Below are 24,201 nucleotides of genomic sequence, written 5' to 3' on the forward strand. Positions count from 1 at the left end.
ACCGGACTCGGGGAATGCGGCGTCGTGTCCGGCGCACGAACCCGCTCCCGCGCGTGCGATAATTGCGAACAATGTCTCCACGCAGCCTGAACCCTCCAGTACCGGCGTCGACCGACCCCGCGAAGATTCGCAACTTCTGCATCATCGCGCACATCGACCACGGGAAGTCGACCCTGGCCGACCGCATGCTTCAGGTGACGGGCACCGTTCCCGATCGCGAGATGCGCGCGCAGTACCTCGACCGCATGGATATCGAGCGCGAGCGCGGCATCACCATCAAGTCGCAGGCGGTGCGCATGCACTGGGCGACCGATGCGGGCGACTTCGCGCTCAACATGATCGACACCCCGGGGCACGTCGACTTCAGCTACGAGGTCTCGCGCTCGCTCGCGGCGTGCGAAGGGGCGATCCTGCTCGTGGACGCCGCGCAGGGCATCGAAGCGCAGACGCTCGCGAATCTCTACCTCGCCATGGAGAACGATCTCGAGATCATCCCGGTGCTCAACAAGATCGACCTGCCTGCGGCCGATCCTGAGCGCGTCTCGCGTGAGATCGCCGACCTCATCGGCGGCCGTCCCGAAGACATCCTGAAGGTGTCGGGGAAGACCGGCGCCGGTGTCGAAGAACTGCTCGACAGCGTGGTGCATCGGATCCCGGCTCCGGTCGGCAGCGCCGATGGGCCGCCGCGCGCGATGATCTTCGACTCCGTCTACGACCCGTATCGCGGTGTCGTCACCTATGTGCGCATGATCGATGGCAATCTGTCGCCGCGCGAGAAGGTGCAGATGATGTCGACCGGCTCGGAGCACGAAGCCCTCGAAGTGGGCGTCTCGGCACCCGAGCCCACGCCGACGAAGGGACTCGCCGTCGGCGAGGTGGGCTACCTCATCACGGGTGTGAAAGACGTGCGGCTCTCCAAGGTGGGGGACACGGTCACCGCGAAGCGCAAGCCGGCGACCGAGGCGCTGCCCGGGTACACCGACCCGAAGCCGATGGTCTTCTCGGGGCTCTACCCGCTCGACGGGAGCGACTACCCCGTGCTGCGCGAGGCGCTCGACAAGCTGAAGCTCGAAGACGCTGCGCTGCAGTACGAGCCGGAGACCTCAGTGGCTCTCGGCTTCGGATTCCGCTGCGGTTTCCTCGGGCTCCTCCACCTCGAGATCATCTCCGAGCGCCTGCGGCGGGAGTTCGATCTCGACCTCATCGCGACGGCTCCGAGCGTGATCTACCAGGTCACGACCGACGACGGGCGCGAGATCACCGTGACGAATCCGTCGGAGTACCCCGATGGCAAGATCTCGAGCGTGCGCGAGCCCGTCGTGAAGACCGCCATTCTGGCGCCCAAGGACTACGTCGGCGCGATCATGGAGCTCTGCCAGAGCCGCCGTGGCAATCTGATGGGAATGGAGTACCTGGGCGAGCGCGTCGAGCTGCGCTACAGCATTCCGCTCGGCGAGATCGTCTTCGACTTCTTCGACCACCTGAAGAGTCGCACCCAGGGCTACGCGAGCCTCGACTACGAGCCCATGGGCGAGCAGGAGGCGGACTTGGTGAAGGTGGACATTCTGCTGCAGGGCGAAGCCGTCGACGCCTTCAGCGCGATCGTGCACCGCGACAACGCATACTCGTACGGCACCATGATGGCCGAACGCCTGCGCAAGCTCATCCCGCGCCAGCAGTTCGAGGTGCCGATCCAGGCCGCGATCGGCGCGCGCGTGATCGCCCGCGAGACGATTCGCGCGATCCGCAAGGACGTGCTGGCGAAGTGCTACGGCGGCGACATCAGTCGCAAGCGCAAGCTGCTCGAGAAGCAGAAAGAGGGCAAGAAGCGCATGAAGATGGTGGGCCGCGTCGAGGTGCCGCAGGAGGCCTTCATCGCCGCGCTCTCCGGGGATGTGGAGGGGAAGGAAGGGGGCAAGCGATGAGCAAGGATCAGCCGGCCCGCCGCAGCAGCCACGTGGAGATGCCGGTCGCTTATGCGGCCGTCGGAGCTTCGAAAGACCCCGACATCGTTCGGTTCCCGCCCGAGGGCATGACCCCGTACGAGGAGGAACTCCGCCTCGGAAGCGGCCAGGAGCGATTCTTGATCGCGTCCAGCCTGCTGATGACCTGGGGCGCGCAGCGCGGATCCGGCGTGCGTGTGACCGACATCGTTCGAGGCGCTGGTTCGGAATACGTGGGCCCGAGCTTCAACGGTGACGGAATGCCGGAGGCCGCTGGTGAGGTCGAGGAGCAGTTCGGCCCAGACGGCGAACCGTACATCGTCGCGGGAACCACCGCGGTGCTGCACTTCGAGGGGCAGGATCCCCGAAACGTGCTCGTGGTGTACACCGTGGACGAGGAGCGCCGGGTCGGGTTCGCGTGGGGGACCGGTGACGAAGCCGGCGCTGTCGGCGAGCAGCTCTTCCTGATCGAGTTCCGCGCCGACGATACGGTGTGGGCCGTCGCCCGCGGGTTCGTCGCAGCGCCGAAGAACGGGTTGCTCGGCCTGCGCGGCCGCGCCGACGTCCGTGCCGCGCTCGATGCCGTCAAGCGCGGGATCGCCGCGCTCGCTCCCGGTGCTCAGCCCGTTCCGGATCTCGGCCCGGCCGCGCAGGCGGAGACCCCCGCGGCGGAGCCAGCTGTCGATGCGGCGCCGGATGCCGAGCCTGAGGCTGCGCCCGAGCCCGTACAGGCGACCGAGCCCGAGGCTCCGCCCGAGCCCGAGCCCGAGCCCGAGCCTGAGGTTGTGCCCGAGCCTGTGGTTGTGGCCGAGCCCGAGGTCGAGCCTGTGCAGGCGTCCGACGGCATCGCGGAGCAAGACGACGCCCCCGGCCATCTGCCGGGCGCCGACGCGAACGGCCCGACTCACCAGCGCCGACCCAGTAGACGGTCGTGATGAGGGGGCTGTTCTGCCCCGAGTGGAACGCAGGATCAGGAGACCGCCGTGCCGAGCGCGCTGCCTGAGGGAGACCCCGCCCCGGAGGACGGCGCGCTCCCACCCGAGGTCGCGGTCGGCGCGCATGCCCGCAACTTCGGCGTGTACGTGCACGTGCCGTACTGCCGAGTGCGCTGCGGATACTGCGATTTCAACACGTACACGGCCAGTGAGCTCGGCGGCACCTCGCGGGGCGACTACGCCGCGCAGGTGGAGCAGGAGCTGACCCTGGGCGGCCGCGTGCTGCGACTCGCCGGGCTTCCGGAACGGCAGGTATCGACCGTGTTCTTCGGCGGGGGCACGCCGACGCTGCTGCCGGCCGACGATCTCGCTCGCATGCTCGGGCGCATCCGGGCTGAGTGGGGGCTGGCCGACGGGGCTGAGGTGACGACGGAGGCGAATCCCGACTCGGTCGACGCCGAGTACCTGCGAACGCTGGCCGACGCGGGATTCACGCGCGTGAGTTTCGGCATGCAGTCCGCCGTACCGCACGTGCTCGCGACGCTCGACCGCACGCACACCCCTGAGCGCGTGCCGCTGGTCACGCAGTGGGCGCGCGATGCCGGGCTCCAGGTGAGCGTCGATCTCATCTACGGCACGCCGGGCGAGAGCCTCGCCGATTGGGAGCGCTCGATCGATGCAGCGCTCGCCTGCGAACCCGACCATATCTCGGCCTACGCGCTGATCATCGAGCGCGGCACGAAGCTCGCCGCGCAGATCCGACGCGGGGAGGTCGCCGCCCCCGACGAGGACCTGCACGCCGACATGTACGAGCTCGCCGACGCCCGCTTCGCGGAGGCGGGTTTCTCCTGGTACGAGATCAGCAACTGGTCGCGCTCGCCGGAGACGCGGTCGCGCCACAACCTCTCGTACTGGACGGGTGAGGACTGGTGGGCGGCCGGCCCCGGAGCCCACAGCCACGTGGGCGGAGTGCGGTGGTGGAACGTGAAGCATCCGGGCGCATACGCGCAGCGCATGGCGCAGGGCGTCTCGCCCGCGCATTCGCGCGAGACCCTGTCGGAGGCGGCTCGGCGAGAGGAGCGCATCCTGCTCGAGACCAGGATCGTCGACGGGCTTCCCGCTGACGTGCTGAGCGCCGACGAACGTCGCTCGATCCCGCAGCTCATCGCGGACGGGCTCCTCGACGGGCGGGCCGCGATCGCCGGACGCCTCGTTCCCACGCTGCGCGGGCGACTGCTCGCCGACACCGTCGTGCACCGACTGCTGGGCGGCTGATCCCATCCCCGTCGGGGCTGCGGGACGCCGCTCGTGGACCCCTCGCACGACCGTGTTCGCTGGGAGCGGTAGCGGTCGCATGCCACCGTGCCTGCGCTAGACTTGGCACTCGGAACAAGTGAGTGCCAGGGTCAGGAGGGGCGATGGTTTCGGAGCGCAGCCTCGCGGTATTGCACGCGATCGTGGGCGATTACGTGTCGTCGAACGAGCCCGTCGGGTCGAAGGCGATCGTCGACCGCCACAGCTTCGGCGTCTCCGCAGCGACCATTCGCAATGACATGGCCCTGCTCGAGGAAGACGAGCTCATTGCGCAGCCGCACACGTCCTCGGGCCGCGTGCCCACCGACAAGGGGTACCGGCTCTACGTCGACACGCTCGCACGCATTCGTCCGTTGAGTTCGGCGCAGCGATCCGCGATCGAGCGCTTCCTCGGCGAGTCGTCGGACCTCGACGACGTCATGGCGCGCACGGTGCGCATGCTCTCCCAGCTCACCAACCAGGTCGCGGTCGCGCAGTACCCGTCGCTGCGCCGCACGGTCGTGCGTCACATCGACCTCGTCGCGATCGGCGAGGATCGGGTGCTCAGCGTCCTGATTCTCGGCAGCGGAGTGGTGGAGCAGCAGGTGGCCCTCCTTCCAGCCTCGCGCGTCACGGAGGCGTGGGTGCACGGCCTCCGGCAGCGCATCGCCGATGCGGCGGTGGGCAGCGACGTCGAGACGGCTGCGGGTGCGGTGACGCGTCTCGTGGAGGATCTGCCGCTCTGGTCGCAACCAGACGAGTCCGATCTCGTGCGCCGCGTGCTCGCGGTGGTGTCGGGGCAATTGCAGGCCAACCGCAATGACCGCATCGCCGTTGCTGGCGCCGCGAACCTCTCCCGACCGGATGGCGAGTTCGCCGGATCGCTGCCCGTCGTGCTCGAAGCCATTGAGGAGCAGGTCACCCTGCTTCGACTTCTCGGCGAGCTGGTGCACGACGACCGCGATGTCTCGGCGTCGATCGGTCGTGAGAACGAGGCCTACGGGCTCTCAGAGACCTCGATCATCGCGTCGAAGTACGAGGACGGCATCGCGATCTCGAAACTCGGCGTATTGGGGCCGCTGCGTATGGACTACGCCGGCAACATCGCCACAGTGCGCGCGATCGCGCGCTACCTCAACCGATTCTTGGGGGAGGAGCGGTAGCCGCCGCTCCTCCTGCCCACCCGACGACACCCCTACCTGAGGAGCGATATAGCGTGGCCGATCATTACGAGACCCTCGGCGTCTCCCGCGAAGCGAGCGCCGAAGAGATCAAGAAGGCCTACCGGCGGCTGGCACGCCAGTTGCACCCGGACGTGAACCCGAGCGAGGACGCGGCCGAGCAGTTCAAGAGCGTGACGCATGCGTACGACGTGCTGAGCGACCCCGAGCAGCGGCAGCACTACGACATGGGCGGCTCGCAGGGGGGCGCCGCCGGGTTCGGCGACATCTTCGAGACCTTCTTCGGCGGCGCCGGATTCGGCGGTGCGGGTCAGCGCGGTCCGCGTTCGCGCTCGGAGCGCGGGGACGACGCGATGATCCGGGTCGACGTCTCGCTTGAAGACGTCATCTTCGGCACGCAGCGCGAGATCACCGTGAATACGGCGGTGCTCTGCGAAGTCTGCCAGGGCAGTTGCTGCCAGCCGGGCACGCATCCCGTCACCTGCGACGTCTGCGGTGGCCAGGGGCAGGTGCAGCGCCAGGTACGGTCGCTCTTCGGCAATGTGGTCACCATGCACCCGTGCGGCAGCTGCCAGGGGTACGGCACCATCATCGAGCATCCCTGCGTGCAGTGCGCGGGCAAGGGGCGCGTGCGCGAGCGCCGCACCTTCCCCATCGAGGTTCCCTCCGGCATCGACACCGGCACGCGCCTGCAGATGCGCGGCGGCGGCGAGGTGGGCCCCGGCGGCGGGCCGAACGGCGACCTGTTCATCGAGTTCCGCGTGATGCATCACGACATTTTCAGCCGTGACGGCAATGACCTGCTGTGCACGATGCAGCTCTCCATGACCGATGCGATTCTCGGCGCCGATGCGAAGCTCGCGGGCCTCGACGGCGAGGTCGAGGTCGAGGTCGAGCCGGGGGTGCAATCCGGAGACATGCTCACGGTTCGCGGTCGCGGGATCCAGGGACTGCGCAGCACGACGCGCGGTGATCTGAAGATCGCCGTGCAGGTCGCCACGCCGACGAAGCTCTCGAATCGGGAGAAGGATCTGGTGCGGCAGCTCGCCTCGCTGCGCAAGGACGATGCTCCGCACCTCGGCGAATTCCATCAGGGCTTCTTCGGCAAGATTCGCGACCGCTTCTTCCGTCAGGGCTGAGCGTGGCCAACCTCTACTACCGCGAAGACCTCGACGCTTCCGACATCGTTCCGGGGTCGCTCGTCGAGGTGAGCGGTGATGAGGGACGTCACGCCGTACGCGTGAGCCGCCTGCGCGTCGGCGAGCGGACGGCGATCGGCGACGGTGCCGGCGCACTGGGGGACGGCGCGGTCGAGTCGGTCGCGAAGGATCGCTTCACCGTGCGCATCGATCGCGTCATTCCGTCAGCGCCGCCCGCCGGTCCGCGTCTGGTGCTCGTGCAGGCGCTCGCGAAGGGCGACCGAGACGAGCGAGCCGTGGAGCAGGCGACCGAGTTCGGCGTCGATGCCATCGTGCCGTGGCAGGCCGCGCGTTCCGTCTCCCGCTGGGATGGCTCCGGTGCCCAGGAGAGGATCGCGAAGGGGCTCGCGAAGTGGAGGCGCGTCGCGCGAGAGGCGTCGAAGCAATCGATGCGCGCGCGCATTCCCGAAGTGCGCGAGCCGGTTTCGCTCGACGGGTTGCGCGAGATCGCGAGCCGCGAGCAGGAGACGGTCGTCGTGCTGCACCCGCGCGGCACCTCTCGGGTCTCGACGTGGGCGCGGTCCGCAGCCGAATCCGCGCACCCGGCTGATGAGCTGCTGCTCGTCGTCGGACCGGAGGGCGGGTTCGCCGGCGACGAGCTCGACGGGTTGGAGGAAGCCGGAGCATCGATTCTGCTCCTCGGCGACACGGTGCTCCGGACCTCCTCCGCCGGTCCCGCTGCGCTCGCGGTGCTGAATGCGGCGTTCCAGCGCTGGTGAGCCGGGCTGCCGCTGATCAGCGCCGCCGGAAGCGAGGATCCGCCTCGACGCGTGCGTGGGAATCCGAGTCGCCGTGATTGTCGCCGGTGAGGGTCGTCTCATCGAATGGCGCCTCCCCGCGGAGCACTCGATGCACGCGCTGCATATCGACCTGCTTCGTCCATGATCCGAGGAGCAGCGTCGCAACAGCGTTGCCGGTGAAGTTGGTGAGCGCCCGCCCTTCCGACATGAAGCGGTCGATGCCGACGATCACGCCGACCCCGTCGACGAGCTCAGGCCGGTACGCCTGCAGTCCGCCCGCGAGTGTCGCGAGTCCCGCGCCCGTCACACCGGCGGCTCCCTTCGAAGCGATGATCATGAAGACGAGCAGCCCGATCTGCTCGCTGAGGCTCATGGGGTCTCCCATTCCGGCGGCGATGAAGAGCGAGGCCATGGTCAGGTAGATCGCGGTGCCGTCGAGGTTGAACGAGTACCCCGTGGGCACCGTGATGCCGACGACGGGTTTCGAGACTCCGAGGTGTTCCATCTTCGCGATCAACCGCGGCAGGGCCGATTCGGATGACGACGTGCCCACGATGAGCAGGTACTCGCGTCCGAGGTACTTCATGACTGCGAAGATGTTGACGCGCGTGACCGCATAGAGCAGGGTGCCGAGCACTCCGACGATGAAGACGATGCAGGTGATGTAGAAGCCGAGCATGAGCACTCCGAGACTCCAGATCGCTGCGATCCCGGTTTTCCCGACGACAGCCGCGATGGCCCCGAATGCTCCGAGCGGGGCGAGCCAGAGGATCATGCTGAGAACGCGGAAGACCAGCGTCTGCAGGTGCTTGATGGCGTCCATGATGGGCGTCGCGCGTTCGCCGAGGCCCTGGAGTGCGAAGCCCGTGAGGAGAGCGATGAAGAGGACCTGGAGCACGCTCTCGCCCGTGAACGCGGAGAAGAACGTCGTCGGGATGATGCCGAGCACGAAATCCTGTGTGCTGCTGCTTTCGCCCGTGACCGTGTACTCCGCTCCCTGCATGTCGAGGCCTGTTCCCGGGTGGAGCAGGTTGCCGACGACCAGGCCGATCGCCAGAGCGAATGTGGACATGGTCATGAAGTAGGCGAGGGCGAGCCCGCCGATCTTTCCGACCGTCGCGGCCGTGGCGATGGAGCCGACGCCGATGACGATGGTGCAGAAGATGATCGGCGCGATCATCATCTTGATGAGTCCGACGAACGCCTTGCCGAGCGGTTCGAGACCGACGGCGAAATCGGGCGCCACGAGCCCGATCACGGCTCCGAGCACGACCGCGATGACCACGGCGACGTAGAGCCAAGTGTGTTTGTCCCACCCCCTCCGGCGGGGTTTGCGCGGTGCCGATCGGGATCCGGTGAGTGCTGTCGCGGCCATGCTGCTCCTTCTGAGAACGCCGTTGTCCATGTCGATCGCATCCGGCGTGCCGCTCCGGCAGCACCGCGATGCGCTGATCACGCTAAGCCGCTCGCGCGGTGCCCGGGCGTTTCGGGCTTATCGGACCCGCAATCGAGCGGCAGCGCGTGCCCGGCCCGACGTGACCGTGCGATAATGTGACCCATGAGTCACGGCCGACCATCGAGCGCGACCTCGCGCGTCTTCGTCATCCTGCTCGGCGGAGCGCTCACCGTGAGCGTCATCGTCACCGCAGTCCTCATGTGGGATAGCCGGCGGGCCGAGTACCGGCGCACCGAGCGCGCCACCCAGGCTCTGGCAGTCGCAATCGCCGCGGCGCCCGAAACTGTTGAGGCACTGGCAGGGCCGATCGAATCAGAACGAGTGACAGCCTTGCAGCAGCGGATGTCGGAGCTCCGGCAGGACGTCGGAGTGAGCTACGTCACGGTGATGGATGCCAGGGGAAGACGGTTCACGCACCCCGATGCGGAGGAGATCGGGAAACGGTACCTCGGCACCATACCGGACGAGCCGGAGCGCTTCACCGAGCGCTGGACGGGGACGCTCGGCCCGTCGATCCGCACGATCGCTCCGGTCGCCGGGCCATCCGGGTTGACGATCGGATGGGTATCGGTCGGAATCACCGTGACCTCGGTCGCTCAGGAGATCTCGCGCGAGATTCCCCTCGCCCTTGCCGTGAGCGGAGCCTTCGCCGTGACCGGCGGCGTCGCAGCATTCGGAGCCGGAAGAATCACACGCCGCATCACCGGCGACCTGTCGGCCGAAGCGGTGCGCGACGCGATCATCTCTCACGATTCGCTGCGGACGCTCAGCGAGTCGCTCAGGGCGCAGACCCACGAGCACGCGAACCGCCTGCACGCCGCGATCGCCCTGCTCGAACTGGGGCGGAAGGACGAGGCCGTCGAGATGCTCGCGGCGACGGCGCATCGCAGCCAGGAACTGGCCGACCTCGTGGCGGCGCCTGACGCGCTCGAACCGGCCGTCAGCGCACTGATCGTCGGCAAAACGGCGCAGGCCGCCGAGCGGGGCGTCTCCATCGCCGTCGATATCGACCCGGAACTCCCGGATCTTCCGATCGAGGCGATGGAACTCGTATCCGTCATCGGCAACCTGCTGGACAATGCGATCGACGCGGCCGCGACGAGCAGCACCCGCTCCCGAGAGGTCGCGCTGCGGATGCGCGCGGGCGCTCCTGGCGAGGGAGTGATCGACGTCTCGGATTCGGGTGATGGCTTCTCCGGTGAAGCTCGAAGCGGCATGTTCGAGTGGGGCGTCTCGACGAAGCGGTCATCGACCGACCGCGAGGTGGAGGGGAGGGGCGTCGGGCTCGCGCTCGTCGCTCGCATCGTGCATGAATGCGGTGGCACCATCATCGCCCGTGAATCTCCGACGACGTTCACCGTGCGGTTGCCGGCAGTGCGCACGGAGCGCTCGCCCCGACGCGCGTCATCGACCGCAGCGCCCGCGACGCCCCCGGGTTCCCCGCCGGAAGCACGCCTTTGACGAGCGGCGTGCGCGACGGGTGCGACCCGATTCGCGTCATCACCGTCGACGATGATCCGCTCGCACTCGAACTCCATCGTGCGCACCTGGCGCGAGCGGGCGGGTTCGAAGTCGTCGCACAGTGCTCCGGTGCGCGCGCCGCCGTCGTCGCTCTCACACGTTCGACAAATCGCGCGGATCTCGCACTGCTCGATGTCACGATGCCCGATGGCACCGGTCTCGATGTACTCCGCCACGTCCGTGCGCGAGGCGTTCGCACGGACGTCATCGCGGTCAGCGGGGTGCGCGACGTCGAGGTGGTGCGGGAGATGGTGGCGCTGGGCGCCGTGCAGTATCTGATCAAGCCCTACACCTACCCGCTCTTCAAAGCCAGGATCGAGGCGTTCCGCGAGTATCATCGTCGCTCTCTCGCGGCCGGTCGCACGGCGACGCAGCACGACGTCGACGGGATGTTCGCCTCATTGCGCACGGCCCAGACCACGCCGTTGCCGAAAGGGCTCGCGACGCACACCCTGGAGCAGGTCTCTTCCGCGCTTCGCGCCTGCGGGACCTGCACCGCCCACGAGATCTCACGGCGACTCGGGATCTCGCGAGAAGTCAGCCGACGGTATCTGGAGTACCTCGCGGAGATCCGCCGAGCCGAGCGGCGCGCCCGGTACGGCGCTCGGGGCCGCCCGCAAACCGAGTACCTCTGGAACGCCGAGGTCGAGCGGCACTGACCCAGCGGCCGCCAGCGTCTACACTGGAACCATGGCAGCAGACACCGTGTTCGCGAAGATCGTTTCCGGCGAGATCCCCGTCGAGATCCTCGCGGAAACCGATCGGGTGCTCGCGTTCCCCGATATCAGCCCGCAGGCACCGGTGCACATCCTCGTGATTCCGAAATCGACGGCGTACGCGAACGTCGCCGAACTGGCCGCCGCCGAGCCGGAGACACTGGCCGAGATGGTCGCCGTCGCCCGGAGTCTGGCGGAGGAGCACGCCAACGGCGAGTACCGCCTGATCTTCAACAGCGGGGCGACCGCCGGCCAGACGGTGTTCCACGTGCACGCCCACGTGCTGGCAGGCGACCTCGAGGAGCGATCGCTCGGTGCCTCCTGAACTTCCGAATGATGCCGAGTCCGCCACGGGGTCGAGTGCCGGCGCACGCACGGGCGATCCCGAGCTCCAGCGGACGGTGATGCTCGCGGGGGTCGACCTCGCCTCGTTCCTCGGGCACCGGGATCAGCTGATCGCCGACCTCGAGGCTCAGCACCCGGAAGTGACGTTCCATGCGCGAGATCAGGTGCTGACCCTGCGCGGCCCGGCCGGCGCCGTGCGCTCGGCTGAAGAGGTGGTCGGAGAGATTCTCGAACTCGCGAGGCGCAGCGGTGCGGTCACGCGACGCGATGTGCAGGAAGTGACACGAATGGTGCATGACGGACAGGGGCCGACGGCGGCGCAGATGCTGAGCGAGCCGATCGTCAGCGTGCGAGGGCATGCGGTTCGGGCGCAGACCCGTGGCCAGCGAGCGTACGTCGATGCGATCGACTCGCACACGATCGTGTTCGGCGTCGGGCCGGCCGGAACGGGGAAGACGTACCTCGCGATGGCGAAGGCCGTGCAGGCGCTGCAGCGACGCGAAGTGGCCAAGATCATCCTGACCCGCCCCGCCGTCGAGGCCGGCGAGCGACTCGGATACCTGCCCGGAACGCTCGAAGACAAGATCGACCCGTACCTTCGGCCGCTCTTCGACGCGATCGGATCCATGATGGACGCCGATGTCGTGCCGAAGCTGCTCGCGAGCGGAACGATCGAGGTCGCGCCCCTCGCCTACATGCGCGGCCGTACGCTCAACGAATCGTTCGTGGTGCTCGACGAGGCGCAGAACACCACGCCCGAGCAGATGAAGATGTTCCTGACGCGACTGGGCTACGGGTCCAAGATGGTCGTGACCGGGGATGTCACGCAAGTCGACCTGCCGATCGCCACCAGCGGTCTGCGCGCCGTCAAGCGCATCCTCGGCGACGTGGAAGACATTCACTTCGCCGAACTCGGCTCCGACGACATCGTCCGGCACAACCTGGTGAGTCGCATCGTCGACGCCTACAGCGCGTTCGACCAGTCCGCGCAGCGGCAGAAGGGAGACGCCTCGTGAGCGTCGAGATCAACAACGAGTCGGGTATCGAGGTCGAGGTCGGCCGCGTGCAGCGACTCGCGGCGTTCGTGCTGGAGTCGCTCTACGTGCACCCCGAGACCGAAGTGGGCGTGATGTTCGTGGACGAGGCGTCTATCGAGCGGTTGCACGTGCAGTGGATGGACGAACCCGGCCCGACCGACGTGCTGAGCTTTCCGATGGATGAGCTGCGGCCCGGCCGGGTCGATGCGCAGACGCCGGCCGGCCTCCTCGGCGACATCGTCATCTGCCCGCAGGTGGCGGAGGTGCAGGCGGAGGCAGCTGGGCATGATCTGCAGCAGGAGATCTCCGTGCTGCTCACGCACGGCATGCTGCATGTGCTCGGGTACGACCACGGAACGCCGGAGGAGGAAGCCGAGATGTTCGGTCTCCAGCGCGATCTGCTGCTCTCCTTCGCCATGCGCGAGCGCTCTCGATGAGCCTGCCCCTGGCACTGCTCTTTCTCGCGGCAGCCGTCGTACTGCTCTCCGTCGGCGGGCTGCTCGCTGCCACCGACGCCGCGCTCGGCGTGCGCTCGCGGGCCGAACTGATGGCATTGGCCGACGAGTCTCCGCGCTCGGGGGCGGCGATCCGGGCCATCGCCGAGGATGAGGGCCGTCACGCCAACGCGCTCGGGTTCACCCGCGTCTTCGCGGAGACGCTGTCCGCCGTGCTCATCACCCTCGTGCTCGCATACTCGCTCGAAACGCTCTGGCTCGAACTCGTCATCGCCACCCTCGTGATGACGGCGGTGACGTTCGTGCTCGTCGGGTCGAGCCCGCGCACGGTCGGCTCGCATCACGCCGATGCCGTCATCCGCTTCGCCGCGCCCCTCTTGCGCGGACTCCGCCTGCTGCTCGGCCCGCTGGCATCCGGGCTCATGCGATTCGGCGATCGTGTGACACCGGGCCGCGGTGCGAACCGCCGTATCCGAGACGAACAGCAGCTGCTCTCGATGGTCGATCAGGCCGCGGAGCAAGCGGTGCTCGAGAGCGACGATCGCGACTACATCCACTCCCTCGTCGAATTCGGCGAGACCCTGGTACGCGAGATCATGGTTCCGCGCATCGACATGATCACGGTAGACGCTGATCAGAGTGTCCGCGAAGCGCTGGAGCAGTTGCTCGCCTCGCGGCACTCCCGGGTGCCCGTGGTCGACGGCGACGTCGACGACGTCGTCGGCATCGCCTATCTGCGCGACGCGAGCGGCTTCGTCCTGCGCCGGCCGGAGGAATCCGAGCAGGCGCCGATCACGCGGATCGCGAAGCCTGCGATCTTCGTGCCGGAGGTCCAGCGAGCCGACGATCTCCTGCGTCAGATGCAGCGGGAGTCCAATCATCTCGCGCTGGTGGTGGACGAGTACGGCGGAATCTCAGGCCTCGTCACCCTCGAGGATCTCATCGAGGAGCTGCTCGGCGACATCTCGGACGAGCACGATCGTGATGTACCGGAGATGACGATGCGTGCAGACGGGTCGTTCGTCGTCGGGGCGCGCCTATCGGTCGGGGAACTCGGCGAATTGTTCGGCCTGGAACTGGAAGACGAGGACGTCGACACCGTCGGCGGTCTTGTGGCCAAGACCCTCGGACGTCTGCCAGAGCCGGGGGACGCAGTCGTCGTGGCGGGCATTGAATTGACCGCGATCGACACGGAGCGCCGTCGGCAGCGACTGCTCACGGTCGAGGCGCGTTGGATCGGGGAAACCGAAGGAGAGGACGGCGCATGAGCCAGCAGGAGCACATCGACGGCGGTACCGAGCAGGGCGATGCCCAGGAGAGCGGGTACCGCGCGGGGTTCGTCTCGTTCGTCGGGAGACCCAACGTCGGCAAGTCGACGCTGACGAACGCCCTCGTCGGTGAGAAGATCGCGATCACAAGCCCGAAACCGCAGACGACGCGTCGTGCCATACGTGGCATCGCCCACCGCGAGGATGGGCAGCTGATCATCGTCGATACTCCAGGGCTGCACCGGCCGCGCACCCTCCTCGGCGAGCGTCTCAACGCTCTGGTCGAGGCGACCCTCGGTGACGTCGATGTGATCGGGTTCTGCGTCCCGGCGAATGAGAAACTGGGGCCGGGAGATCGCTTCATCGATGCGCGACTGAACGATTTCCCCCGCGCCAAGAAGGTGGCCGTGCTGACGAAAGTCGACGAAGCGTCGAGCAGCGAGATCATCGATCAGTTGACGCGACTCGGAGAGCTGCGCGAATGGGATGCGGTCGTACCGATCTCGTCGGTGACGCGCGAGCAGCTGGACGTCCTCGCAGACGTGCTGCTCGGACTGATGCCGATCTCGCCTCCGCTCTACGAGGCCGAGCAGACGACCGATGAAGGCGAAGACGACCGGATCGCGGAACTCATCCGCGAGGCGGCGCTCGAAGGGGTTCGCGACGAGCTCCCGCACTCGCTGGCGGCCACCGTCGAGGATCGCGAAGAGCGGGAAGACGGCCTGCTCGAGATCTACGCGAATCTGTACGTCGAGCGCGATAGCCAGAAGGGCATCATCATCGGCCACCGCGGCTCGCGCCTGCGCGACGTGGGGGAGCGGGCGCGACATGAAATCGAAGCGCTGCTCGGTCGTCGCATCTACCTCTCACTGCGAGTGAAGGTGCTCAAGGAATGGCAGCGGGATCCGAAAGCGCTGGGCAAACTCGGCTTCAACTGATCCGCTCGGGCTGGCAGGCGACCGAGCCGGCAGACTGCCAGCCCGTCCGGTCACCTGCCGCCCGAGAATCCGCCGCCGCCACCGCCGCCGGCGAATCCGCCACCGGTCGACCCGCCCGAACTGCTCGACGTGTAACTGACCGATGAACTCAACGAGTTCGTGAACTGCGAGATCGTGCTGCTGAACGACGAGACGCCGGCGAGTCCGAGCCCGGGGTACCAGAGCGGCACGTATCCGCTGCGCTCCTCGTACGCGACCTGGAGCACGCGAGTCCATTCCTTCTCGAGGCCGAAGATCATCGCGTACGGCAGAAGCCGTTCGTAGAGGTGCACGACATCGACGGAGCCGTCGACCTGACGCTCGGCGCCGCTGTGCGACTGCAGCACGCGCAGCCGATCGGCCTCGGCGACTCTGATGAACTCACGGACTCCCAGCAGGTATTCGCGCGTCTCGGCGCCGAGCGGCGTGTACACGCGCTGCTTGACGATCGATGCCAGCGCCGTGATGAGCGCCACGACGCCCATCAGGATGAAGACCGCGGGGAGCGCGTTCCCGCGCAACGCGAAGGCCGCGACCGTGAACCCGCCGAGCACGAGTACGAGCGCGACGGCGATCCAGCCCCATCGGCGGGCGGCGCGGCTGTGCACCTTTTCGAAGTACCCGCGATCCTCCGCCGCCTTGCGCCCCTCGGTCTGCAACTCCTGCATGCGCTTGCCGAATTTCTCGTCGCTCTTCGGCAGCGGAAACGCGGCCCCGGGCGTCGGCTCGGAGAACAGCGCGTTCAGAGCGCGGGCATCGAGCGGATCCGCCGTGCGGGCCGGTTCGACGAGACGCAGCACCGGCTGCGCATCTTTCGGTCCGAACAGCCCCTGCTCCGGCTCCCCGTCCTCGATGCGCAGGGCGCCGCGCACCGCGAGATGCACGAGCTGGGCAGGCGCCGAGGGCGTCGTGACTCCCGCGATCGGGCCGGCCAGGAGCGGCGGGAGCGCGTCGGGCACGTCGTATTGCGCCACCACCGTGCCTCGCCCCGACTTTCGCCGACTGCGCATGCGGATCGCCGAACCGGCGGCGACGCCTGCCGCAGCGAGGGCGCCGCCTCCGATGAGGAGAGGAAGCGTGTCGAGCGCGAAGTTCGGCAAACGGCTCGACGGCTGCACGACCGCGCCCGATTCGAGTCCGATGGCGACGGTCACGCCCTCGCGGGCGCCGAGTTCGACTCCGCTGACCGAGTACTCCGAACCGCTCGCTGCCCGGCTGATCTCGCACTCGTCGGTCGACCCCGGCGCGCCAACATAGCAGCGGGCGTTGCCGTTGACGCGATCCGCGAGGCCGGGACCGAACTCGACCGTCGCGCTGAAGCTGTCGATCGGCTGCTCGTGCTCGAAGTCGACGAGGTCCCAGTTGAATTCGTCTGCGGCGCCGTCCTCTCGAGCGAGCACAACGTCTCGGAGCGTGTACGAGATCACATACGTCTGCTCGCCTCGGACGAACCGGTCGTCGCCGGTGAGCACCGCCACGAAGCCATCGTCCTCTTCGATCTCGAAGGGCACCGGCGCACCCGACGCGTCGGTGACCGAGAAATCGGACGGGTCGGTCGGGCTGCCCTCGTAATCCTCTGGCAGCCCTCGTACGATCCCTCGATTCTGGTCGAAGTCGGGGAACTCCGCCACCAGCGTCTCGGTCACCTCCGCGACCGCGCGGCCCTCGGAGTCCGTGTCGATCTCGTAGGCGACGTCCCAACTGCGATACGAGAAGTCGGAGACGTCTGCGGCCGCGGGAGTCGCAGCATGAGGGAGCGCCCATGCTGCAGCCGCCGACAGGATCGCGAGGGTGCCGATGACGCGACGGGAGGTGCGAGTGCCTGAGGTCATGAGCATCAGGCTAGGGCACGCCCGTGCGCCGCGCACAGCGCCGCACGAACCGGCGCGGCAGCTGCTAGAGTGAGCGACATGCTGTTCGGCTCGCTTCTCCTTAGCTGCCGCGACGAGTCCTCGACTTCGAACTAATCAGTCTCTGGCCTCCCTCGTCGCGGTGTTCGTGTTTGGCTGAGCAAGACCACGACGAGAAAGACGAGTCCATGCAGAACCTGCAGCAGCCCTCCGGGATGCCGACCCACCGGTACCGCCCGTTCCACGAGATCATCTCTGTCGATCTCCCCGATCGCACGTGGCCGTCGAAGCGCATCACGGAGGCGCCGCGCTGGTGCGCCGTCGACCTGCGCGACGGCAACCAGGCCCTGATCGACCCGATGAGCCCCGAGCGCAAGCGCATCATGTTCGATCTACTCGTCAAGATGGGGTACAAGGAGATCGAGGTCGGCTTCCCGTCGGCGAGCCAGACCGACTTCGACTTCGTGCGGCACCTCATCGAAGACGACGCGATTCCGGGCGATGTCACCATCCAGGTGCTGACGCAGGCGCGCGAGCACCTCATCACGCGGACGTACGAGTCGCTCATCGGCGCCAAACGCGCCATCGTGCACCTCTACAACTCCACGAGCATCCTGCAGCGCGACGTCGTGTTCCGGTCCGATCGTGCAGGCATCAAGCAGATCGCCGTCGACGGTGCGAAGCTCTGCCGGTCGAGCGAGCACATCTGCGCCGACACCGAGGTCTTTTACGAGTACTCGCCGGAGTCGTACACGGGTACCGAGCTCGAGTACGCCGTCGAGGTGTGCAACGAGGTCCTCGAGGTGCTCGAGCCGGCTCCGGAGCGCAAGGTCATCATCAATCTCCCCGCCACCGTGGAGATGGCGACACCGAACGTGTACGCCGATTCGATCGAGTGGATGAGCCGCCACCTCGCGCATCGCGAGAACGTCATTCTCTCGCTGCACCCGCACAACGACCGCGGCACCGCGGTCGCAGCAGCCGAGCTCGGCTACCAAGCGGGCGCCGATCGCATCGAGGGGTGCCTCTTCGGCAATGGCGAGCGCACCGGCAACGTCGACCTCGTCGCGCTCGGCATCAACCTGTTCACGCAGGGCATCGATCCGCAGATCGACTTCTCGCGCCTCGACGAAGTGCGTCGCACCGCCGAGTACTGCAACCAGTTGCGGGTGCCGGAGCGCAGTCCGTGGGCCGGAGACCTGGTGTACACCGCATTCTCCGGATCGCATCAGGACGCGATCAAGAAGGGCTTCGAGCGCATGGCGCAGGACGCCGAGGCGGCCGGCACGAGCGTCGACGAGATCGAGTGGGCCGTGCCCTACCTGCCCGTCGACCCGAAGGACCTCGGGCGGTCATACGAAGCCGTGATCCGGGTGAACTCGCAGTCGGGCAAGGGAGGCGTCGCCTATCTGCTCAAGACGGACCACCATCTCGACCTGCCGCGGCGACTGCAGATCGAGTTCAGCTCGGTCGTGCAGAGCGTGACCGATTCGGCCGGCGGCGAGATGTCGAGCGACGAGATCTGGCGCATCTTCCAGGACGAGTATCTGCCGGCGCAGGTCGACGATGCCGAAACGTGGGGGCGGTACAAGCTGTTCCGCACATCGGCGACGAGCGCCGGCGACGGCGTCACCGAACTCGTCGTGGACTACCGCGTCGGCTCAGAGGATCAGCGACTCACCGCGCGCGGCAACGGACCGGTCGACGCGTTCCTCAACGCGCTGAACGAGGCCGGGCACTCCGTGACGCTCTTCGACTACGTCGAGCATGCCATGAGCTCTGGCGGCGACGCCGTCGCGGCGTCCTACGTCGATCTCGAGGTCGACGGGCAGCGCCTGTGGGGCGTCGGCATCGACGCGGATACGAGCCGAGCGACGCTGGAGGCGATCGTGAGCGCGGTCAACCGCGCGGTTCGCAACCGGGCCCGCGAAGGCGTGGCCGCGTCGGCCACCGCCTGACGCGCTGCCGGTCGCTGCCGGTCGTCGCCGGCCGTCGTCGATCGATGCCGGCCGCCGTCGACCGCTGCGAGCGGGGTCACTCTTCGTGCGTGTTGCAGGTGAGACACGCACGAAGAGTGACCCCGCTCGCACGGCGCGGAGGGCAGTTTCGTAGATATGTTCGAATCCTCGGTGTGGCGAGTCCCGTGACCGGCGCCCGTCTTCTAGGGTGATCATGTGATTGCTTCGATTCGCGGGCCCGTGCTCGCTGCGGGTGCCGGCTGGGTCGTCGTGGAGCTCGGAGGGCTCGGCATGCGCGTCGAAGTGCCGAGCGGTCGGGTCGCCGCGGCTCTTCCCGGAGACGAGTTGCGCCTGCAGACCTCGCTCATCGTGCGCGAGGACTCGCTGACGCTGTTCGGATTCGCCACCGAGGCGGAACTCGACGTGTTCGGGCATCTCATCGCCGTCTCGGGCGTCGGCCCTCGCAGCGCGCTCGGCGTGCTCTCGGCCCTCACTCCGGCTGAGATCGCGGCGGCCGTGGCCGCTGACGACGAGAAGCCGTTTCGCAAGGTGTCGGGCATCGGCCCGAAGACGGCGAAACTCATCACGCTCTCACTCTCGGGCAAGCTCTCGCACCTCGCTTTCGAATCCGGCCCGGCCGCTGCCGGCATCGTCTCGCCCTCTGATGCCATCGCAGACGGCGTGCGCGCTGGACTCGTCGGCCTCGGGTGGGGGGAGGCGGAGGCCGGCCAGGCCGTGCAAGACGCACGAGATGCCGGTGCGTCGGATGACAGTGCAGGCCTGCTCAGGGCGGCACTGGCGCTCCTGCAGGCGGGTCGCAGCGGGCGAGGATCGCGAGGCGTTCGGTGACCGGAGAGCTCTCCGCGCAGGCCACGGCGGCCGAACAGGGATACGAAGGCGCGCTCCGACCGACGAGCCTGGCCGAGTTCGTCGGTCAGTCGAAGGTGCGGCGTCAGCTCGGGCTGCTGCTCGATGCGGCGACCATGCGACGGCACACGCCCGACCACATTCTGCTCGCCGGCCCCCCGGGTCTCGGTAAGACCACGCTGTCCATGATCGTCGCCACGGAGCTCGAGAAGCCGCTGCATCAGACGTCGGGGCCGGCGATTCAGCATGCTGGCGATCTCGCGGCAGTGCTCTCGGCGTTGACGCCGGGCGAGGTGCTCTTCATCGACGAGATCCATCGGATGGCTCGCAGCGCCGAGGAGATGCTCTACCTCGCGATGGAGGACTTCAAGGTCGACATCATGGTCGGCAAGGGGGCCGGTGCGACGTCGGTGCCGCTGGAACTCTCGCCGTTCACGCTCGTGGGGGCGACGACGCGAGCCGGTCTGCTCCCGAACCCGCTCCGCGACCGATTCGGATTCACCGCGCACCTCGAGTTCTACTCGGATGATGAGCTCGCGAAGGTGGTGGGCCGCGCCTCGAAGCTCATCGAATTCGCGCTCTCGGAGAGCGGCGTCGATGAAATCGCGCGACGGTCGCGGGGCACCCCGCGCATCGCGAATCGGCTTCTGCGACGTGTGCGCGACTACGGCCTCGTGCACGACCTGCCCGGGGACACCTCGACCGTGCAGGCGGCGCTCGCCCTGTACGACGTCGACGATCACGGGCTGGACCGACTGGATCGCGAAGTGCTCAGCGCCGTGGTCGAGCGATTCAACGGCGGCCCCGTCGGGCTCTCGACGCTCGCAGTCTCCGTCGGCGAGGAGGCCGAGACCATCGAGGCGGTCGTGGAGCCGTTCCTCGTGCGCACCGGTCTGCTCTCCCGCACTCCCCGCGGGCGGGTGGCCACTCGAGCGGGGTGGGAGCACCTGGGCAAGGTGCCTCCCGGGCTCCCCGCAGAATAACGAGGGGTGTTCTCAGCGGAGACCCGGTAAACTGATCGAATCTGTGCCTCAGGAGAGGCACGAATTCGCCTGTTGAAAGGACCCTTGTGCCTCTGGACCCGATCACAATTGTGATGTTCGCGCTGATCGCGCTCTTGATCTTCTTCATGTTCCGGAACGGCAAGAAGCGCCAGGCCGCCCAGCTCGAGCTGCAGAACAGCGTTCGCCCCGGTGCGGAGGTCATGCTGCAGTCGGGCATCTTCGGCACGATCGATTCGATCGACGAAGAGGACAACAAGGTCACGCTGCGCAGCGGCACCTCGACGTTCGTCGTCCACCGCAACGCGGTATCGCAGGTCGTCACGCCGGTCGACGCGCCCGTCGAGGCGGAATCCTCTGCGCTCGCGCCCGACGACGACCCCGCATTCGGGGAGCGCTTCAGCTCGACCGACGCGGCTCCGGTCGCCGACCCGTTCGCACCCGGCGACGTGGCACCGGCGCCCGAAGCCGATCCCCGTCGCGAAGGCGACAATGACACCGACGTCGATGGACAGGGAAACGGCTCGGCCCCGAAGGCCTGAACCGATGGCCGCGGCGTCGCCGCGGCCATCCCCTTCCACGTTTAGAGAAAGCAGTCTGTCTTGGCGTCTTCACCCGCCGTCCGAAGGGCACGTCGTTCCCTCATCCTCCTTCTTGTCTTCATCGTCGGTCTCGCTGGGTTGATCGCGTACGGAGTGTTCAACAGCAACGCGACGTGGACACCGAAGCTCGCGCTCGATCTGCAGGGCGGCACGCAGGTACTGCTCGCAGCTGAGCAGACCGGTGGCGATGCGGTGGCCGGTGACCAGCTGCAGCAGGCGGTGTCGATCATCCGGCAGCGCGTCGATGCGGCAGGCGTCTCCGAGGCGGAGATCACGACGCAGGGGAGCCAGAACATCTCGGTTTCGATCCCGGGCAAGGCCGACGAGGCGACGCTGCAGCGCATCGAAGCGTCTGCGAACCTGGATTTCCGACCCGTGCTCACCTACGGCATCGGCGCGAATGTCGATGAAGCGACGGCGGAGCCGGGCGCGGAGGGCGGCGACACCGCCGAAGACGCGGGTTCCGAGGACGCCGCGTCGGAGGACGCCGCCTCGCAGGACGCTGCGGCCGATGACGAGGTGCCGTACGACGAGAGCCTCGACCCCGAGTCGATTCCGGAGAGCGCGGGCGACGTCGCCTGGATCACGCCGGCACTGCAGGAGAAGTTCGACGCGTTCACCTGCTCCTCGGATGCCGCGCTCGACGCGGGCAACGCCCCGGAGGATCGCCCCCTGATCACGTGCGACGATTCGGGAGCCGCCAAGTACATCCTCGGACCCGTCGAGCTCGACGGCTCCGTGATCACCGACGCGGTCGCTCAGGTCGGCACGACATCGACGGGCGCATCGACCGGCGAGTGGGTCGTCCAGATCACGATGAACAAGAAGGGCACCGAGGCCTTCGGCAAGATCAGCACCCGTCTGTTCGGCGCGCCCGAGCCGCAGAATCAGTTCGCCTTCGTGCTCGACGGCCGAGTGCTCTCCGCCCCGACGATGCAGGCGCAGATCCTCGACGGCCGCCCCTCGATCAGCGGGCAGTTCACGCAGGAATCCGCGAGCGCGCTGGCCGACCAGCTGAAGTTCGGCGCACTGCCGATCGACTTCACCGTGCAGAGCCAGGAAGACATCTCGGCGACCCTCGGCACGAGTCAGCTCTCCGCGGGTCTGCTCGCGGGACTGATCGGGCTGCTGCTGGTCGTCGTCTACTCGGCGTTCCAATACCGGGCGCTCGGTTCGCTCACGATCGCCTCGCTCGTCGTAGCCGGCATCCTGACGTATCTGCTCCTGACGTTCTTCTCCTGGCGTCAGGGATACCGCTTGTCGCTCGCGGGCGTCGCGGGCATCATCGTCGCCGTCGGATTCACAGCGGACTCCTTCATCGTGTACTTCGAACGCATTCGAGATGCGCTGCGCGATGGCTTCTCGATCGAGAGCGCGGTCGAGCACGGGTGGAAGAAGGCGTTCCGCACCGTCCTCGCCTCAGACGGCGTGAACTTCCTCGCCGCAGTCATCCTTTTCATTCTTGCCGTCGGCAATGTGAAGGGCTTCGCGTTCACGCTCGGCCTGACCACACTCGTCGACGTCATCGTCATCGCATTCTTCACGCACCCCGTGATGACGCTGCTCGCGAGGACCCGCTTCTACCAGGGCGGGCATCCCTTCTCCGGTCTCGATCCGCAGAAGCTCGGCGCCGTGTACCGAGGTCGCCTGCAGTTCCGTGAGCCCGAGGTCTCGACTCGAGGCGCCGGGAAGAAGAACTCCCGCAGCCAGGCCGAGGCCGCACGACGACAGACCATCGCCGAACGCAAAGCCCTCATGGCCGATGCTTCAGCCGGAAAGGAGAGCTGACCATGGCTCGCTCATTCGCCGAGTTCGGCAACGCGCTCTACACCGGTGAGAAGTCGATCGACTTCGTCGGACGCCGCAAGACGTGGTACGTCATCTCGATCGTGCTGATCATCATCTCGATTGCGGGCCCGTTGCTGCGCGGCGGGTTCACGTTCGGCATCGAGTTCACCGGAGGCAGCCAGTTCCAGGTGCACCTCTCGGAGGAGCAGGATCGCGATCCCGCAATCGCCGAGGCCGCCGTGCAGGAGGTGCTGCCGACGAGCGTGCCCCGTGTGTCGCAGGTGGGACCCACCGACATTCGGGTGCAGACGGAGGCCCTCTCCGACGGCGAGGACCGGGCCGTGGCTGAGGCCATCGCCGGGAGCTACGACGTGCCGGTCGAGGAGGTGACGACTTCGTACATCGGCCCTGCGTGGGGGCAAGACATTACGCGTCAAGCGGTGATCGCGCTGCTGGTCTTCATCGTCTTCGCGGCGCTGGTGATGGCGATCTACTTCAGAACCTGGAAGATGTCGCTGGCCGCGATCATCGCGCTGCTGCACGACCTGGTGATCACCGCGGGCATCTACGGCATCTCCGGGTTCGAGATCACGCCGGCGGCGATGATCGGCTTCCTCACGATTCTCGGGTACTCCCTCTACGACACTGTCGTGGTGTTCGACAAGATTCGTGAGAATACCGCGCCGGGCGAGCTGAATGATCGGCGAACGTTCGCCGAGTCGGTGAATCTCGGCATCAATCAGACCCTCGTGCGCTCGATCAACACGTCGGTCGTCGCGCTGCTCCCGGTGGCGTCGATCCTCTTCATCGGCGCCTTCGTGCTCGGCGCTGGAACGCTGCGAGACATCTCGTTGGCGCTCTTCATCGGTATTTTCGTCGGTGCGTACTCGACGATCTTCATCGCATCTCCGGCCTATGCCCATCTTCGCGAGAGCGAGCCGGGCATCAAGAAGCGGGACGCCAAGGTGCTGCGCGTGCGCGAGCGCGACGGCGCACCGTCCGAGGCGGAGGCGGCCGTCGACGAGGCGGATGCCGCTTCCACGCGGTAGATTTCCGGAGCGCGAGAGAT

21 protein-coding genes are annotated in these 24,201 nt (G+C 67.5%); 19 read left to right on the top strand and 2 right to left on the bottom strand.

What is annotated here, in order from left to right; translation table 11 throughout:
• Window positions 1–71 precede the first annotated feature (71 nt).
• The 6 genes from lepA to JSQ98_RS02485 all read left to right on the top strand — a co-directional run bounded on the left by lepA (window position 72) and on the right by JSQ98_RS02485 (window position 7,270).
• The gene (lepA, locus tag JSQ98_RS02460) at window positions 72–1,925 is read left to right on the top strand and encodes a translation elongation factor 4 (protein ID WP_211648214.1); all 1,854 of its coding nucleotides are present in this window, start codon (window positions 72–74) and stop codon (window positions 1,923–1,925) included.
• Window positions 1,922–2,878, top strand: coding sequence for a DUF1990 domain-containing protein (locus tag JSQ98_RS02465; RefSeq protein ID WP_211648215.1), 957 nt, complete (start codon window positions 1,922–1,924; stop codon window positions 2,876–2,878). The genes lepA and JSQ98_RS02465 overlap by 4 nt, the downstream gene beginning before the upstream one ends.
• 48 nt (window positions 2,879–2,926) lie before the next feature.
• Window positions 2,927–4,153, top strand: coding sequence for a radical SAM family heme chaperone HemW (gene hemW / locus JSQ98_RS02470; protein WP_211648216.1), 1,227 nt, complete (start codon window positions 2,927–2,929; stop codon window positions 4,151–4,153).
• Between the two features lie 143 nt (window positions 4,154–4,296).
• On the top strand, window positions 4,297–5,334 hold the full coding sequence (gene hrcA, locus JSQ98_RS02475; protein ID WP_090148521.1) for a heat-inducible transcriptional repressor HrcA: 1,038 nt from the start codon (window positions 4,297–4,299) through the stop codon (window positions 5,332–5,334).
• A gap of 53 nt (window positions 5,335–5,387) precedes the next feature.
• Window positions 5,388–6,491: a molecular chaperone DnaJ gene (gene dnaJ / locus JSQ98_RS02480; RefSeq protein ID WP_090148524.1), complete on the top strand. Its 1,104-nt coding sequence runs from the start codon at window positions 5,388–5,390 to the stop codon at window positions 6,489–6,491.
• 2 nt (window positions 6,492–6,493) lie between these two features.
• Complete coding sequence (locus tag JSQ98_RS02485; protein ID WP_211648217.1) at window positions 6,494–7,270, top strand: 16S rRNA (uracil(1498)-N(3))-methyltransferase; 777 nt, start codon at window positions 6,494–6,496, stop codon at window positions 7,268–7,270.
• A 16-nt stretch (window positions 7,271–7,286) separates the two neighbouring features.
• Here the strand turns inward: JSQ98_RS02485 and JSQ98_RS02490 are convergent, their stop codons facing one another.
• Window positions 7,287–8,666: a cation:dicarboxylate symporter family transporter gene (locus JSQ98_RS02490; protein ID WP_211648218.1), complete on the bottom strand. Its 1,380-nt coding sequence runs from the start codon at window positions 8,664–8,666 to the stop codon at window positions 7,287–7,289.
• Window positions 8,667–8,849: 183 nt separating this feature from the next.
• On the opposite strand from JSQ98_RS02490, the gene JSQ98_RS02495 reads away from it, so the two are divergent.
• The 7 genes from JSQ98_RS02495 (at window position 8,850) to era (ending at window position 15,027) form a co-directional block, all read left to right on the top strand.
• Window positions 8,850–10,208: a sensor histidine kinase gene (locus JSQ98_RS02495; RefSeq protein WP_211648219.1), complete on the top strand. Its 1,359-nt coding sequence runs from the start codon at window positions 8,850–8,852 to the stop codon at window positions 10,206–10,208.
• On the top strand, window positions 10,205–10,927 hold the full coding sequence (locus JSQ98_RS02500; RefSeq protein ID WP_249290702.1) for a response regulator: 723 nt from the start codon (window positions 10,205–10,207) through the stop codon (window positions 10,925–10,927). Before JSQ98_RS02495 ends, JSQ98_RS02500 begins: the two co-directional genes overlap by 4 nt.
• A 31-nt stretch (window positions 10,928–10,958) precedes the next feature.
• The gene (locus JSQ98_RS02505; protein ID WP_211648220.1) at window positions 10,959–11,309 is read left to right on the top strand and encodes an HIT domain-containing protein; all 351 of its coding nucleotides are present in this window, start codon (window positions 10,959–10,961) and stop codon (window positions 11,307–11,309) included.
• Window positions 11,310–11,388: 79 nt separating this feature from the next.
• Window positions 11,389–12,345, top strand: a complete 957-nt coding sequence (locus JSQ98_RS02510; protein WP_211650379.1) for a PhoH family protein — start codon at window positions 11,389–11,391, stop codon at window positions 12,343–12,345.
• The gene (gene ybeY / locus JSQ98_RS02515; protein WP_211648221.1) at window positions 12,342–12,803 is read left to right on the top strand and encodes an rRNA maturation RNase YbeY; all 462 of its coding nucleotides are present in this window, start codon (window positions 12,342–12,344) and stop codon (window positions 12,801–12,803) included. Before JSQ98_RS02510 ends, ybeY begins: the two co-directional genes overlap by 4 nt.
• The gene (locus JSQ98_RS02520; protein WP_090148544.1) at window positions 12,800–14,089 is read left to right on the top strand and encodes a hemolysin family protein; all 1,290 of its coding nucleotides are present in this window, start codon (window positions 12,800–12,802) and stop codon (window positions 14,087–14,089) included. The genes ybeY and JSQ98_RS02520 overlap by 4 nt, the downstream gene beginning before the upstream one ends.
• On the top strand, window positions 14,086–15,027 hold the full coding sequence (era, locus tag JSQ98_RS02525) for a GTPase Era (protein ID WP_090148546.1): 942 nt from the start codon (window positions 14,086–14,088) through the stop codon (window positions 15,025–15,027). The genes JSQ98_RS02520 and era overlap by 4 nt, the downstream gene beginning before the upstream one ends.
• 50 nt (window positions 15,028–15,077) lie before the next feature.
• On the opposite strand, the gene JSQ98_RS02530 is transcribed toward era, so the two are convergent.
• Entirely contained in the window at window positions 15,078–16,898 is a 1,821-nt protein-coding gene (locus JSQ98_RS02530) for a DUF2207 domain-containing protein (RefSeq protein WP_211648222.1), read from the bottom strand.
• Between the two features lie 206 nt (window positions 16,899–17,104).
• Here JSQ98_RS02530 and leuA point away from each other — a divergent pair, with 206 nt between their 5' ends.
• The 6 genes from leuA (at window position 17,105) to secF (ending at window position 24,181) form a co-directional block, all read left to right on the top strand.
• Entirely contained in the window at window positions 17,105–18,874 is a 1,770-nt protein-coding gene (leuA, locus tag JSQ98_RS02535) for a 2-isopropylmalate synthase (RefSeq protein WP_211650381.1), read from the top strand.
• 216 nt (window positions 18,875–19,090) lie between these two features.
• A complete protein-coding gene (gene ruvA, locus JSQ98_RS02540; protein ID WP_211648223.1) occupies window positions 19,091–19,723 on the top strand; it encodes a Holliday junction branch migration protein RuvA in 633 nt (210 codons plus the stop codon).
• On the top strand, window positions 19,720–20,724 hold the full coding sequence (gene ruvB, locus JSQ98_RS02545; protein ID WP_200329134.1) for a Holliday junction branch migration DNA helicase RuvB: 1,005 nt from the start codon (window positions 19,720–19,722) through the stop codon (window positions 20,722–20,724). The genes ruvA and ruvB overlap by 4 nt, the downstream gene beginning before the upstream one ends.
• Before the next feature lie 113 nt (window positions 20,725–20,837).
• On the top strand, window positions 20,838–21,284 hold the full coding sequence (gene yajC / locus JSQ98_RS02550) for a preprotein translocase subunit YajC (protein WP_249290704.1): 447 nt from the start codon (window positions 20,838–20,840) through the stop codon (window positions 21,282–21,284).
• A gap of 60 nt (window positions 21,285–21,344) precedes the next feature.
• Complete coding sequence (gene secD, locus JSQ98_RS02555) at window positions 21,345–23,132, top strand: protein translocase subunit SecD (RefSeq protein WP_211648224.1); 1,788 nt, start codon at window positions 21,345–21,347, stop codon at window positions 23,130–23,132.
• 2 nt (window positions 23,133–23,134) lie between these two features.
• Window positions 23,135–24,181 carry a protein translocase subunit SecF gene (secF, locus tag JSQ98_RS02560; protein WP_090148566.1) on the top strand — a complete coding sequence of 349 codons (1,047 nt, stop codon included), beginning with the start codon at window positions 23,135–23,137 and terminating at the stop codon, window positions 24,179–24,181.
• The last annotated feature ends 20 nt before the right edge of the window (window positions 24,182–24,201 follow it).

Source organism: Leucobacter manosquensis, assembly GCF_018304845.1.
GTDB lineage: Bacteria > Actinomycetota > Actinomycetes > Actinomycetales > Microbacteriaceae > Leucobacter > Leucobacter alluvii.